The following is a 14,408-nucleotide window of genomic DNA, read 5'->3' as shown; positions in this document are numbered from 1 at the left end:
TTAAAACGATTTAAAACTGAAAAAGTTGAAAGATTTAATACAATTTAAATCTTTCTCTCATTAAATAAGTAACAAATGGCATCAAACAAAAAATACTGGAAAAGTGTTGAAGAGCTAAACGAAAATAGTTCTATTGTTGATACGTTAAGACAAAATGAGTTTGTTGAAGAAATTCCAACAGATGCGTTTTTAGGAGACAAAGAAACGTTAGATAACTCATCTACTACTCGTAGAGATTTCTTAAAGTATGTTGGTTTTACTACAGCTGCTGCTTCTTTAGCGGCATGTGAGGGTCCTGTTAAAAAGGCAATTCCTTACATAAACAAACCAAACGAAATTATTCCAGGTGTAGCAGACTATTACGCAACAGCCATTGCAGATGGGCATGATTTTGCTAATGTATTGGTTAAAGTTCGTGAAGGTCGTCCAATTAAAATAGAGCCAAACAAAGAAGCGCATGGTGAAACGAATGCTAGAGTGCAAGCTTCTGTTTTATCTTTATATGATGGATTGCGTTTAAAAGGTCCTAAATCTAAAGAAGGTGGAATTTCTTGGGCAGATGCTGATGCGCAAATCGGTGGTAAAATTGCCGCAGCAAAAGAAGCTGGTAAGCGTGTTGTTTTCTTATCTAGTACAGATGCTAATCCAACTACTGCAAGTTTAGTTGCAGACTTAGGTGCTGATCATGTGATTTATGATGCTGTTTCAGAATCGGCTGCCTTAGATGCTTATGAGGCTATGTATGGTAATAGAGCGTTGCCTTCATATGATTTTTCAAATGCTGAAGTAATTGTAGCTGTAGGTGCAGATTTCTTAGGAGATTGGCAAGGTGGTGGAGTGGAAGGGAGTTATGCAAAAAGCAGAATTCCTTCTAATGGTAAAATGTCTCACCACATTCAATTTGAATCGAACATGACCTTATCTGGAGCAAATGCAGATAAGCGTTATAAAGTAAAACCATCTGAGCAATATGCTGCGATGGTAAAATTATATCAAGGTATTGTTAAAGGCATTGCTACAAGAGAAGCAGGTCCATTAGCTGATGCCGTTGCTGGAACAGTAGCAAAAGTTAAAGCTGCAGGAAGTAAAGCAGTAGTTGTGACAGGTGTTCAAGACAAAAACATTCAGTTATTAGCGTTGGCAATTAACAACGCTATTCAATCTGAAGCGATGAATGTTGCTGTAACAAACAACACGCGTCAAGGTAACAATGCTGATGTGACTCAATTAATAAAAGATATGAATGCTGGTAAAGTTGGTGCTTTAATCATCAACAACAGCAATCCATTATATACATTGCCTAATGCTGCTGAGTTTGAAGCAGGATTGGCAAAAGTTGATGTTTCTGTTGCCTTTACAATGGCAGATAATGAAACAGCAAACGCTGTAGACTTTGCTTTAGCTACGCCACACTACTTAGAGTCTTGGGGTGTTGTTGAAATGAAAAAAGGTCATTACAGTTTAATGCAGCCAACTATTCAGCCATTATTTGATACACGTCAAGTTCAAGAGGTGTTATTAAAATGGAATGGAAGTTCACAAAACTATTTTGAGTACTTAAAAGAAGTATTCGCTTCTATGGAGGCTACTTCTTCTTGGAATCAAGCATTACACGATGGTTTCTTTACTGGTGCAGTAGCAGAAGCTCCATCTGTTGTTGATGGTTTTGATATAGATGCTGCTATGGGTGGTTACAAAAACCCACAAGGTTCTGAATTAGAATTACAATTATACACTAAAGTTGGTTTAGGTGACGGGCAACAAGCAAGTAACCCGTGGTTACAGGAGTTGCCAGATCCTATTACTAGAACAACTTGGGATAACTACTTAACCATTTCTAAAGCCGATGCTGAAGCATTAGGTCTTGAAAATTGGTATGTTGCAGACGGTGCAATGAACGGTAATTATGTTGAGTTAACAGTTGGTGATGGTGAGCCGATTACAGTTCCTGCTTTAATTCAACCAGGTCAAGCTGAAGGTTCAGTTGGTTTAGCGCTTGGTTATGGTCGTAAGGCTGGATTGAAAGAAGAAATGATTGTAGGTAAAAATGCCTATCATTTATATGCAGGTATGAATACGATGCAAACTGGAGTAAAGATTGCTAAGGTAAGCGGTACTCATAAATTTGCATGTACGCAGTTACACAACACATTAATGGGTAGAAATAATGATATTATTAAAGAGACTACCCTTGCTACTTATAACGATGCTTCATTAGATCCCAAAGAAACTTGGAATACAGTTCCTCAAGTATCGTTAAAGCACCAAGAAGTAGATGCTACTTCAGTTGATTTATGGGATGAGTTTGATCGTTCAGTTGGTCACCACTTTAACTTATCTATCGACTTAAACGCTTGTACAGGTTGTGGTGCTTGTGTGATCGCTTGTCACGCAGAGAACAACGTTCCTGTTGTAGGTAAAGCAGAAATTAGAAAATCAAGAGATATGCACTGGTTGCGTATTGATAGATATTATTCTTCTGATATGACAGAAGAGAAAGCACATGACGAAGGTGTTGGTGCAAGAGAAAAATACTTGAAAATGGAAGAGCCATCAGCGAATCCTCAAGTTGCATTCCAACCAATTATGTGTCAGCACTGTAACCATGCTCCTTGTGAAACAGTTTGTCCAGTGGCTGCAACATCACACGGTCGTCAAGGTCAAAACCATATGGCATATAACCGTTGTGTTGGTACAAGATACTGTGCAAACAACTGTCCTTACAAAGTACGTCGTTTCAACTGGTTTGATTATGCTAATAATGATGAGTTTAATTTCAATATGAATGATGACTTAGGTAAAATGGTATTAAATCCAGATGTTACTGTACGTTCAAGAGGGGTCATGGAAAAATGTTCTATGTGTATCCAAATGACTCAAGCTACTATCTTAAAAGCTAAGAAAGAAGGTAGGCCTGTTGGTGATAACGAGTTTGAGGTAGCATGTTCGAATGCTTGTAGTACTGGAGCGATGGTATTTGGTGATATCAATAACGAGAATAGTGATATCTACAAGTTAAAGAACGGTAAGAGATCATACCACTTATTAGAGCACATTGGTACAAAACCAAATGTTGTTTATCAAGTGAAAGTAAGAAACACAGAAGCGTAAAAAAGAAATACTAATTAAGTAATTATAGATAGATTATGGCGTCGCATTACGAAGCACCTATAAGAGAGCCTTTAATTAAAGGGGATAAAAGTTACCACGACATTACAGTTGAGGTAGCAGCTCCAGTTGAAGGAAAAGCAAACAAACAATGGTGGATAGTATTTGGTATATCGTTAGCAGCCTTCCTTTGGGGAATTGGGTGTATTCTTTATACTATAGGTACTGGTATTGGAGTTTGGGGATTAAATAAATCAATTGGTTGGGCCTGGGATATTACCAACTTCGTTTGGTGGGTAGGTATCGGTCATGCTGGTACGCTTATTTCAGCGGTACTGTTGTTATTCCGTCAGAAATGGAGAATGGGTATTAACCGTTCTGCAGAGGCAATGACAATTTTCTCGGTAGTTCAAGCAGGTTTATTCCCAATTATTCACATGGGTCGTCCATGGATGGGTTATTGGGTATTACCAATTCCTAACCAATTCGGTTCGTTATGGGTAAACTTTAACTCACCACTTTTATGGGATGTATTTGCGATTTCTACGTATTTATCTGTATCACTTGTTTTCTGGTGGACTGGTTTATTACCTGATTTCGCCATGTTAAGAGATAGAGCTGTTAAACCATTCCAAAAGAAAATTTATTCTTTATTGAGTTTTGGTTGGACAGGTCGTGCAAAAGATTGGCAGCGTTTTGAAGAAGTATCTTTGGTATTAGCTGGTTTAGCTACACCATTAGTACTTTCTGTACACACCATTGTATCAATGGACTTCGCAACGTCTGTTATTCCGGGATGGCATACTACAATTTTCCCTCCTTACTTCGTTGCTGGTGCAATTTTCTCAGGATTTGCCATGGTAAATACCTTGTTAATTATAATGCGTAAGGTGTCGAATTTAGAAGCATATATCACTTTACAACATATAGAATTGATGAACATCGTAATTATGATCACAGGTTCTATTGTAGGGTGTGCATATATTACAGAGTTAGTTATTGCTTGGTATTCTGGTGTAGAGTATGAGCAATATGCTTTCTTAAACAGAGCTACAGGACCTTACTGGTGGGCATACTTGTTAATGATGACTTGTAACGTATTCTCTCCTCAGTTTATGTGGTCTAAACGTTTAAGAACAAGTATCCGATTCTCTTTCTTTATCTCAATTGTTGTAAACATTGGTATGTGGTTTGAGCGTTTCGTAATTATCGTGTCTTCATTACACCGTGATTACTTACCATCTTCTTGGACGATGTTCTCGCCAACGTTTGTTGATATCGGAATTTACGTAGGTACGATTGGTTTCTTCTTTGTATTGTTCTTATTGTATGCTAGAACATTCCCTGTAATTGCGCAGGCAGAGGTAAAATCTATCTTGAAATCATCAGGTGATAATTATAAAAGATATAGAGATGCAGGAGGTGAAAATCCAGCACCATCTAATCCAGCTAAAAAATAAGAAGTATGAGTTCTAAAGTTGTACATGCACTATATAACGATGATGATGTATTAATGTCTGCCGTAAAAGAGGTACGTGCTGCGCATCATCACATTGAAGAAGTATATACACCGTTTCCGGTGCACGGGCTAGATAAGGCTATGGGCTTAGCTCCTACAAGAATTGCAATTACTGCATTCATGTATGGTTTGGTTGGATTATCTACGGCCATTTGGTTAATGAATTATATCATGATTGAGGATTGGCCACAGAACATTGGTGGTAAACCAAGTTTTTCATTCTTTTATAACATGCCAGCATTCGTGCCAATTATGTTTGAGATGACTGTATTCTTTGCAGCGCACTTAATGGTAATTACCTTTTATATGCGTAGTAAGTTATGGCCATTTAAAGAAGGAGAAAATCCAGATCCAAGAACGACTGATGATATGTTCTTAATGGAAATTCCTGTAACTGGTGACGAAAAAGAATTGACTGCATTTTTAGAAAGCACAGGTGCAGTAGAAATTAACGTAATTGAAAAGCACTAATTCAATGAAGAAAGTAATCAATACACTAGTAGTTTTGGCTGTTGCCGTGGTGATGGTTTCTTGTAATGATAAACGTACACCAAATGTACAGTACATGCCAAATATGTATGAGCCAGTACCATATGAAACATACGGAGATAATCCTAATTATGCTCCAGGTATGGAAGAGCGTTTACCAGTAGCTGGATCAATTGCAAGAGGCGCTGAGTTTGCGTTTGAATATGAGAACTCTATTGAAGGATATGAGTTAGCAAAGGCTGAATTGAAAAGCCCTTTAGCATCAGAAGATATCGATACAAAAAGAGGTAAAGCATTATATACTATTTACTGTACATCTTGTCATGGAGCAAATGGTGATGGACAAGGAGATTTAGTTAAGAACGAGAAGTTCTTAGGTGTTCCAGACTATAAGACTCGTGAAATTACAGAAGGTAGTATTTACCACACAATTATGTATGGTAAGAACATGATGGGGTCGCATTCATCGCAATTAACAGAAGAAGAGCGTTGGCAAGTAACTGCTTATGTTCAAGAATTAAGAAACAAATAATAATTCTTTTTAATTAGAATTTAGAAGATATGTATCAGTTTTCAAGTAGATTAAAAATAGCAGCCTTTGCATTAATGATTATAGGAGCTCTTGGTATTGGCTGGGGCTTCTTAAGTGCACCTTCTACTGTTGAAGAGGCTAAAGAAATTGTTGCTCATAGTAATGATGGTCACCATGGTGGTGTTGGTAGTGCAGATGCACATCACGATGCCCATGGAGATGAACATCACGATGCATCTCACGACGAGCACGTATTACACCAATTACAAAACAGACCATGGTCTGCATTATATGTAGCCATCTTTTTCTTTATGATGATTTCGCTTGGTGTGTTGGCATTTTATGCTATTCAATACGCAGCACAAGCAGGTTGGTCTATTGTATTATTTAGAGTAATGGAGGGTATCACTGCCTACTTACCAATAGGTGTAATTATTCTATTTGTTTTCTTAGTATTATCTGGTATGCACATGAACCATGTGTTTGCTTGGATGGACCCAGAATTAGTAAACCCAGATAGTCCTAAGTTCGATCATTTATTATACGATAAAAAAGCGTACTTAAATGTACCAGCATTTTTAATAAGAGCTGCTATTTATGCGATTATTTGGATTTTCTTCCAAAGAGCATTTAGAAAGAATTCATTAAAAATGGATAAAGCTGAAGCTGGGGATTTAACTTATTACAAGAAAAACTTTAGAAATTCAGCTATTTTCTTGGTATTCTTCTTAGTTACTGAATCTATGATGTCTTGGGATTGGTTAATGTCCATTGATCACCACTGGTTTAGTACATTATATGGTTGGTATGTGTTTGCAGGTATGTTTGTATCTGGTATTACTACCATTGCATTAATTACAATTTACTTAAAAGGAAAAGGTTTATTACCAGATGTTAATGATAGCCATTTGCATGATTTAGCAAAGTTTATGTTCGGTATCAGTATTTTCTGGACGTACTTATGGTTCTCTCAATTTATGTTAATCTGGTATGCAAATATTCCGGAGGAGGTTACATACTACGCACAGCGTTTTGAGGAAATTAAAATTCCATTTTTAACGATGGTGGTAATGAACTTTGTATTCCCATTATTAGTATTAATGAATAGTGATTATAAGCGTGTAAACTGGTTTATAGTTATGACAGGTATTGTAGTATTATTAGGTCACTATTTAGATGTGTATGTATTAATTACACCTGGTTCTGTTGGTAGCCAATGGAAATTAATATCTCCAGAAGTTATTGGTTCAGCATTGTTCTTCTTAGGCTTATTTATCTTAATAGTATTTAAGACATTGAGTAAAGCTCCACTGAAGATGGGAGGAAATCCGTTTATGAAAGAAAGTGAGCAATATCACTATTAATTATATATAGAAAAGTAGAAAAACATGTTAGCATTATTTTATATTTTAATAGCAGTAGGTGTAGCAAGTGTCATTTGGCAGTTGACTAATATCTTTAACTTAAAACAAGAGATTGCCACTTCAGAAGATAATGATCAGCAAGGTAAATTAATGTTTGCTTTTATGATTTTGTTTTATGCTGGAATGATATTTTGTTTCTGGAAATACAGTGCTGTATTATTACCAGAAGCAGCATCTGAAGAAGGAGTAGCATATGACAATTTATACTTAATTACGTTTGTATTAATTTTGATTGTTCAAGCAATCATGCAAGCGTTAATCTTTTACTTTGCTTATAAGTATAGAGGTTTAAAAAATACAAGAGCGCTTTTCTATGCAGATAGCCACAAATTAGAATTAATTTGGACTGTTACTCCAGCGGTTGTATTAGCAGGAATAATTATTTACGGTTTATCAGTTTGGACTGATATTACAGATGTTTCTGATTTAGAAGACCCAATGGTTATTGAAGTATATGCAAAACAATTTTCTTGGGAAGCTCGTTACGCAGGTGCAGATGGCGAATTAGGTAGAGCAAATGTTAGAAATATTGAAGGTTTAAACACTATGGGTGTTGATATGACCGATAGAAATGCTGCTGACGACGTTCCTGTAAGAGAATTACACTTGGTTAAAGGAAGACCTGTGATTTTCAAATTCCGTTCTCAAGACGTTTTGCACTCTGCTTATATGCCGCACTTTAGAGCACAGATGAATTGTGTACCTGGTATGGTGACTCAATTTGCATATACACCTTCTATGACTACAGAAGAAATGCGTTTAAACAAAAAAACTGCTGCTAAAGTTGAAAACATTAACAACATTAGAGCAGAAAAAGGAGAAGATGCTTATGAGTTTGATTACTTATTATTATGTAATAAGATTTGTGGTGCGTCACACTATAATATGCAAATGAAAATTGTAGTTGAAGAAGAAGCTGACTTTAACAAGTGGATGTCAGAGCAACAAACAATTACTCAAGTTTTAAAATAATTACTGGTTACAATAAAAAAAGATAGCGATTATGTCAGATCATCATCATAAAGAAACATTTATTACCAAGTATATCTTTAGTCAGGATCATAAGATGATTTCTAAGCAGTACTTGATTACTGGTGTATTCATGGGTATTATCGGAGTATTCATGTCAATGTTATTCCGTTTACAAATTGCGTGGCCAGAGCATTCATTTAGTATTATTGAGGCCTTTTTAGGACATCACCAATCTGATGGTGTTATGGATCCAGATATGTACTTGGCCTTAGTAACTATTCATGGTACCATTATGGTATTCTTTGTATTGACTGCGGGTTTATCAGGTACTTTTAGTAACCTATTAATTCCATTACAAATTGGAGCACGAGATATGGCATCAGGATTCCTTAATATGGTTTCTTACTGGTTGTTCTTCTTATCAAGTGTTTTAATGGTAGTGTCTTTATTTGTTGAAGCAGGTCCTGCATCAGCAGGTTGGACAATCTATCCGCCATTAAGTGCACTGCCACAAGCAATTCCTGGTTCAGGTGCTGGTATGACACTTTGGTTAGTATCTATGGCTATCTTTATTGCTTCGTCTTTATTAGGTTCTTTGAACTATATCGTAACAGTATTAAACCTACGTACAAAAGGTATGAAGATGACGCGTCTTCCGTTAACAATTTGGGCGTTCTTTATCACTGCAGTTATTGGTGTGGTTTCATTCCCAGTATTATTATCGGCAGCTTTGTTATTAATCTTCGATCGTAGCTTTGGTACATCTTTCTATTTATCAGACATCTTTATTGATGGTGGTGTTTTACACTATCAAGGAGGTTCACCAATTTTATTTGAGCATTTGTTCTGGTTCTTAGGACACCCTGAGGTATATATTGTATTATTACCTGCCTTAGGTATTACATCAGAAATTATTGCAACCAATTCTCGTAAGCCAATTTTTGGTTACCGTGCCATGATTGGTTCTATTATAGCAATTGCCTTCTTATCTACAATTGTATGGGGCCACCATATGTTTGTTACAGGTATGAATCCATTCTTAGGGTCTGTATTTACATTTACAACCTTATTAATTGCAATTCCATCAGCAGTAAAAGCATTTAACTATATCACCACACTTTGGAAGGGTAACCTCCAAATGAATCCTGCCATGTTATTCTCAATCGGATTAGTTTCTACATTCGTTTCGGGTGGTTTAACAGGGTTAATTTTAGGTGATAGTGCGTTAGATATTAATGTACACGATACGTACTTTGTAGTTGCTCACTTCCACTTAGTAATGGGGGTATCTGCTATCTACGGTATGTTTGCAGGGGTTTACCACTGGTTCCCTAAAATGTTTGGTAAAATGATGAACAAAACATTAGGTTACTGGCACTTCTGGATCACCGCAATTGCGGCATACGGAGTATTCTTCCCGATGCACTTTGTTGGTTTAGCAGGTTTACCACGTAGATATTATTCTAATACAGCATTCCCATTATTTGATGATTTAGCTGATATTAATGTGGTTATTACAATGTTTGCTATTGTAGGAGGTACAGCTCAGATTATTTTCTTAGCAAACTTCTTCTACAGTATCTTTTATGGAAAGAAAGCAGTGCAAAATCCATGGAAATCCAATACACTTGAGTGGACTACTCCAGTAGAGCATATTCACGGTAACTGGCCAGGAGAGATTCCTGAGGTACACCGTTGGGCTTATGACTACAGTAGAAGAGTAGATGATACGGATGTGAACAGTGAATTGTTACACGGTCAAGATTGGGTAGCTCAAACAACACCTTTATTAGAAGGTGAGCAATCGAGTTAAGAATTAAAAATTCTATTATATTTAAAAACCTTTCTAAGCAATTAGAAAGGTTTTTTATTTCGCTATATTTGTTTCAATTGCAATTAATACTCATTGTAGTATTAGTTTATTTACTTTGAGACTTTTAGTACATGAACGAAAATTTAAATCCTGAGAATACACATTTTAGTCAACAAGAATTAGATGTTGAAAAGAAATTACGTCCGTTAAGTTTTCATGACTTTACAGGGCAAGAACAGGTATTAGAAAATTTGCAAATTTTTGTTCAGGCAGCGAATCAAAGAGGTGAAGCCCTAGATCACACCTTATTTCATGGTCCTCCAGGATTGGGTAAAACAACTTTAGCCTATATTTTGGCAAATGAATTAGAAGTAGGAATCAAAATAACTTCTGGGCCTGTTTTAGATAAACCGGGTGATTTGGCAGGTTTACTTACCAATCTGAGTCCAAGAGATATTTTATTTATTGATGAGATTCATCGATTGAGTCCGGTAGTAGAAGAATATTTATATTCTGCAATGGAGGATTACCGCATTGACATAATGATTGAAACAGGGCCGAATGCACGCTCCGTGCAAATAGAACTTGAACCATTTACATTAGTTGGTGCAACAACACGCTCGGGACTACTTACAGCGCCTATGAGAGCGCGTTTTGGTATTAGCAGTAGATTGCATTATTACAATTCGGAATTGCTAACAACAATTGTCCAAAGAAGTGCTCAGATTTTAGGGGTGCCAATAACTATGGAAGCGGCCATTGAGATTGCCGGTAGGAGTAGAGGAACACCGAGAATTGCCAATGCCTTATTGCGTAGAGTGCGTGATTTTGCACAAATAAAAGGAAATGGTAACATTACTATAGAGATCGCTAAATATGCCTTAGAGGCTCTTAATGTTGATGCTCATGGTCTGGATGAAATGGATAATAAAATATTAGCAACAATAATTGATAAGTTTAAAGGTGGGCCTGTTGGAATAAGTACTTTGGCTACAGCAGTAGGTGAGAATAGCGAAACCATTGAAGAAGTGTACGAACCATTTTTGATTCAAGAGGGTTTTATAATGCGTACTCCGCGGGGTAGAGAGGTGACAGAGGCGGCTTATAAACACTTAGGTAGACTAAAAAACAATTCAGGAACATTATTTTAAATCAAAATAATATGAAAAAGATAGGAGTATTAATAGCTCTTTTTATAACAATATTCGCGTGTGAAAAAAAACAAATCACAACTGAGATTATTGAGGTATCTGCAGATGAATTAATTGAACTTGCTGCTGAAGTACAATTGATTGATGTGAGAACAGAAGAAGAGTATGAAGGAGGCTATATTTTAGATGCGGAAAACATTAATTTTACATCAGATGATTTCAAAGATGAGATGAATAGGTTAGATAAGAAAACACCAGTTTTAGTGTACTGTATGGCAGGAGGCAGAAGTACTAAAGCGACTGCAGTTCTTGAAAAACTGGGCTTTGAGAAAGTCTTCAATTATACAGGAGGTTATGGAGAATGGTCTGAACAAGGAAGAGAAATAACCAACAAAGAATAAGCACTATTAATTTATGGAACAAGTATTAGAAAGCAAGATTAGGGTGCGATTTCAAGATTGCGACCCTTTTAACCATTTAAACAATTCAAGTTATCTCGACTATTTTTTCAATGCTAGAGAAGATCAATTACTAAAGTTTTATGATTTAGATATTTACAAACACGCGCAAAATCAGGGAAAAGGTTGGGTAGTAGTTACAAATCAAATTAGTTATTTAAAACCTGCTTTAGTTACCGAAACCGTTACTATTCAATCTCAAATTATCAACTTTTCTCCAAGAAGTATTCAAGCAGAGTTCAGAATGTTTAACGAAGATAAATCGGAGTTAAAGGCTGTAATGTGGGGTAAGTTTGTATATTTTGATATCAGACATCAAAAAGGAGCCGATCATTCAGAAGATTTTATGAACTTGTTTGCAAAAGCGCATAAACCGATTGAAGCAAAATCATTTGATGAGCGAATCGGTAATATTCTAAAAGGGAAAGTATAAAAAAAGGAGCGCATAGCGCTCCTTTTTAATTTATTCTAATATGTTTTTAGAAGTTAATAGTTGCTCCAGCTAAGAAGTTGATAGTGGCTTGAGGATAATATCCTGCACCATCTAAAGTTGTTGTTTCACCAGGTATAGACCATGTGTCATCGAAGGTATAATAATATCCGTTTGATTCGTACTCAGCATTAAATATGTTATTTACTAATAAACTAAATACAATAGATTTAGCAATCTTATTTGTTTTTAGCTCGTAGTTTGCATTAAAATCAGAGGTAAAATACGCATCGAGAATCGATCCTTCCGTATCTACATTACCCATATATTGCTTACCAACATATTTAGATAGTAATGATAGTTGCAAGTTCTCAACTGGCATATAGTTAAATGCATTACCTGCTATAATGTTTGGAGAGAAAGAGATGTTGGTATTCCCTAAGTTTACCAATTCACCATCCCATTGAGTTGAGAAATCAACGTTCTTATTTGTACTCAATGCAACATTTGGTTGAATGCTGAATTTCTCAGAAACATTAAATAAAGCATCGATTTCAATACCCAATCTATAACTATCTCCAACATTAGCTCTGATTGGTGCACCTACATCATCAATTTCACCAGTTAATACTAACTGATTCTGATAACGCATGTAGTAAAGGTTAGAATTGATAAAGAAATTCTCTTTTTTCCATCTCCATCCTAATTCAAAATCATTTAAAGTTTCTGGTTCAGGACTACCATTTTCATAGTCTGTTCTATTTGGCTCACGGTTTGCTCGTGCATAAGAAAAGTACAAATTACTCGCCTCTGAAGCTTGATACGTAACACCAGCCTTTGGGTTGAAGAAATTGAATATATCATAGATCTCACCATCTGCTACTCCATTAGTTCTATAACCAATACGTCGGTATTGCAAATCTCCGTATAAAGACCATTGATCATCTAAATCATACGTAACTTTAGCAAAGATGTTGTAATCGGTCTTGTTACCATAGTGATCATAATAGTGATCTCTAATTTCTGAATCACTAGCGTATTCTGCCCAAATTATTTCTCCATAATGATCATTTAAATACTTGTTCCAAGCACCACCTAATGTCGCTTGAAAATCATCACCATTGGTATAGTTTAAAGAGAATGTATATCCAAAGAAGTGGTTATCTAACCATCTACGTCTAATAATATCTGTTTCATCTATCGTCTCTCCACCAATAACAATAGGTGCTAGGTTGTAATCTGAAAAAGCCTCATCTTCTTTGAATTGCTCAAAATACCCTTTACCTCTTGTGTAGTGTAAAGCAACTGTTGTAGAAAAATTATCACTAAATGTTTCATTCCAATGCAATTGGTAATGGTCTTGCTCGTAATGGTCAATCTCATTGTCATACGTGTAATAGTTCTTTGTACGGTCGTTTTCTAAATCTTCTGCTGTAACACCAAACCATGCTTGGTAGGTTTCTTCAACACCACCAAAAGCCAATGCTTTAATAAGTGTGTTGTCATCTACATAAGAACCTTGTAAGAAGTAAGATTTCAAGTCAGACCACGCATTGTCTACATAACCATCAGATTTAATTAAAGACAATCTACCCGCCAGTTCAATATGGTCATTAATCTTACCAGTAGAGAATTTTACATTGGTTCTTAACGTATTGTAAGAACCAGCTGACGCAGAAATCTGTGCATACGGTAATTCTGAAACAGCATCTGTTAATAAACTTAAGGTAGCTCCAAAAGCTCCTGCACCGTTAGTGGATGTACCAACACCACGTTGTAATTGAATGTTCTCAACAGAAGAAGAAAAATCAGGCATGTTTACCCAAAATGTTCCCATACTTTCAGAATCGTTGTACGGAATACCGTTAATGGTAACATTTACACGAGTAGCATCGCTACCTCTTACTCGAATACCAGTATAACCAATACCAGCACCAGCATCTGAAGTAGTTACCACACTTGGTAAATAGTTCATTATAATAGGAATGTCTTGTCCTAAATTACGTTTGGCAATTTCTTCTTTAGATAAGTTAGAGTGGGTTACTGGTGAAGCAGCATTTACACGTACCGCAGATACCAATGCTTCATCTAATAACTCATTTGATACTTCTAAATTAAAATCTACACCTTTTAAGTGTCCATTTACTTCAATTTCTTTTTTTGATGTTGCATAACCAATGTAGAGTACTTCTAGAGTATAGCTACCTCGTACAACGTCAAATTCGTAAACACCATCAGCATCAGAAGTGGTGAAAAAGTTACTTCCAACAAGACGTAAAGTTGCATCTGGTAAGGGCGTTCCTGTTTCGTCGAAAACCGTACCAGTTACGTTAAATGTGCTTTGAGCTAAAGCGTTTAGCCCTAACAACATTAAAAAAATTAACGAAAGTTTTTTCATTTTAAATAAAATTTAAAACGAATAAAAAGAGGTAATTATTCGGTTGTTTTTGAATAATTAATTGTTTCACGTTTCCTAAACAGCATTACCTGTTCTAGGTTCAATGGGTATAAT

11 protein-coding genes are annotated in these 14,408 nt (G+C 36.0%); 10 read left to right on the top strand and 1 reads right to left on the bottom strand.

Features of this window, described 5'->3' with window-relative positions; genetic code table 11:
- Nucleotides 1–75 precede the first annotated feature (75 nt).
- From ACYQ5R_RS02925 to ACYQ5R_RS02880, 10 genes are all read left to right on the top strand, one after another.
- On the top strand, nucleotides 76–3,111 hold the full coding sequence (locus ACYQ5R_RS02925; RefSeq protein ID WP_460189410.1) for a TAT-variant-translocated molybdopterin oxidoreductase: 3,036 nt from the start codon (nucleotides 76–78) through the stop codon (nucleotides 3,109–3,111).
- Nucleotides 3,112–3,146: 35 nt separating this feature from the next.
- Nucleotides 3,147–4,568: an NrfD/PsrC family molybdoenzyme membrane anchor subunit gene (nrfD, locus tag ACYQ5R_RS02920; RefSeq protein ID WP_460189409.1), complete on the top strand. Its 1,422-nt coding sequence runs from the start codon at nucleotides 3,147–3,149 to the stop codon at nucleotides 4,566–4,568.
- 5 nt (nucleotides 4,569–4,573) lie between these two features.
- Nucleotides 4,574–5,098: a DUF3341 domain-containing protein gene (locus ACYQ5R_RS02915; protein ID WP_460189408.1), complete on the top strand. Its 525-nt coding sequence runs from the start codon at nucleotides 4,574–4,576 to the stop codon at nucleotides 5,096–5,098.
- A 4-nt stretch (nucleotides 5,099–5,102) separates the two neighbouring features.
- Nucleotides 5,103–5,648, top strand: a complete 546-nt coding sequence (locus ACYQ5R_RS02910; RefSeq protein ID WP_460189407.1) for a c-type cytochrome — start codon at nucleotides 5,103–5,105, stop codon at nucleotides 5,646–5,648.
- A gap of 29 nt (nucleotides 5,649–5,677) precedes the next feature.
- Nucleotides 5,678–7,012, top strand: coding sequence for a quinol:cytochrome C oxidoreductase (locus ACYQ5R_RS02905; protein ID WP_460189406.1), 1,335 nt, complete (start codon nucleotides 5,678–5,680; stop codon nucleotides 7,010–7,012).
- Between the two features lie 24 nt (nucleotides 7,013–7,036).
- On the top strand, nucleotides 7,037–8,044 hold the full coding sequence (locus tag ACYQ5R_RS02900) for a cytochrome c oxidase subunit II (RefSeq protein ID WP_460189405.1): 1,008 nt from the start codon (nucleotides 7,037–7,039) through the stop codon (nucleotides 8,042–8,044).
- Nucleotides 8,045–8,075: 31 nt separating this feature from the next.
- Nucleotides 8,076–9,857 carry a cytochrome c oxidase subunit I gene (locus ACYQ5R_RS02895; protein WP_460189404.1) on the top strand — a complete coding sequence of 594 codons (1,782 nt, stop codon included), beginning with the start codon at nucleotides 8,076–8,078 and terminating at the stop codon, nucleotides 9,855–9,857.
- A gap of 131 nt (nucleotides 9,858–9,988) precedes the next feature.
- A complete protein-coding gene (gene ruvB, locus ACYQ5R_RS02890; RefSeq protein WP_460189403.1) occupies nucleotides 9,989–11,008 on the top strand; it encodes a Holliday junction branch migration DNA helicase RuvB in 1,020 nt (339 codons plus the stop codon).
- 11 nt (nucleotides 11,009–11,019) lie between these two features.
- Nucleotides 11,020–11,409: a rhodanese-like domain-containing protein gene (locus tag ACYQ5R_RS02885; RefSeq protein WP_460189402.1), complete on the top strand. Its 390-nt coding sequence runs from the start codon at nucleotides 11,020–11,022 to the stop codon at nucleotides 11,407–11,409.
- Between the two features lie 13 nt (nucleotides 11,410–11,422).
- Entirely contained in the window at nucleotides 11,423–11,899 is a 477-nt protein-coding gene (locus tag ACYQ5R_RS02880) for an acyl-CoA thioesterase (protein WP_460189401.1), read from the top strand.
- A gap of 46 nt (nucleotides 11,900–11,945) precedes the next feature.
- On the opposite strand, the gene ACYQ5R_RS02875 is transcribed toward ACYQ5R_RS02880, so the two are convergent.
- Nucleotides 11,946–14,294 carry a TonB-dependent receptor gene (locus tag ACYQ5R_RS02875; RefSeq protein WP_460189400.1) on the bottom strand — a complete coding sequence of 783 codons (2,349 nt, stop codon included), beginning with the start codon at nucleotides 14,292–14,294 and terminating at the stop codon, nucleotides 11,946–11,948.
- Between the last annotated feature and the right edge of the window lie 114 nt (nucleotides 14,295–14,408).

The organism is Urechidicola sp. KH5 (assembly GCF_054661455.1).
Note: the sequence above shows the minus strand (reverse complement) of the source record. Positions and strands in the feature narration are given on the sequence as shown.

Coding starts and splice junctions, on each gene's coding strand:
- ACYQ5R_RS02925 (WP_460189410.1), top strand. CDS start 76: ATGGCATCAAACAAAAAATACTGGAAAAGTGTTGAAGAGCTAAACGAA.
- nrfD (WP_460189409.1), top strand. CDS start 3,147: ATGGCGTCGCATTACGAAGCACCTATAAGAGAGCCTTTAATTAAAGGG.
- ACYQ5R_RS02915 (WP_460189408.1), top strand. CDS start 4,574: ATGAGTTCTAAAGTTGTACATGCACTATATAACGATGATGATGTATTA.
- ACYQ5R_RS02910 (WP_460189407.1), top strand. CDS start 5,103: ATGAAGAAAGTAATCAATACACTAGTAGTTTTGGCTGTTGCCGTGGTG.
- ACYQ5R_RS02905 (WP_460189406.1), top strand. CDS start 5,678: ATGTATCAGTTTTCAAGTAGATTAAAAATAGCAGCCTTTGCATTAATG.
- ACYQ5R_RS02900 (WP_460189405.1), top strand. CDS start 7,037: ATGTTAGCATTATTTTATATTTTAATAGCAGTAGGTGTAGCAAGTGTC.
- ACYQ5R_RS02895 (WP_460189404.1), top strand. CDS start 8,076: ATGTCAGATCATCATCATAAAGAAACATTTATTACCAAGTATATCTTT.
- ruvB (WP_460189403.1), top strand. CDS start 9,989: ATGAACGAAAATTTAAATCCTGAGAATACACATTTTAGTCAACAAGAA.
- ACYQ5R_RS02885 (WP_460189402.1), top strand. CDS start 11,020: ATGAAAAAGATAGGAGTATTAATAGCTCTTTTTATAACAATATTCGCG.
- ACYQ5R_RS02880 (WP_460189401.1), top strand. CDS start 11,423: ATGGAACAAGTATTAGAAAGCAAGATTAGGGTGCGATTTCAAGATTGC.
- ACYQ5R_RS02875 (WP_460189400.1), bottom strand. CDS start 14,294: ATGAAAAAACTTTCGTTAATTTTTTTAATGTTGTTAGGGCTAAACGCT.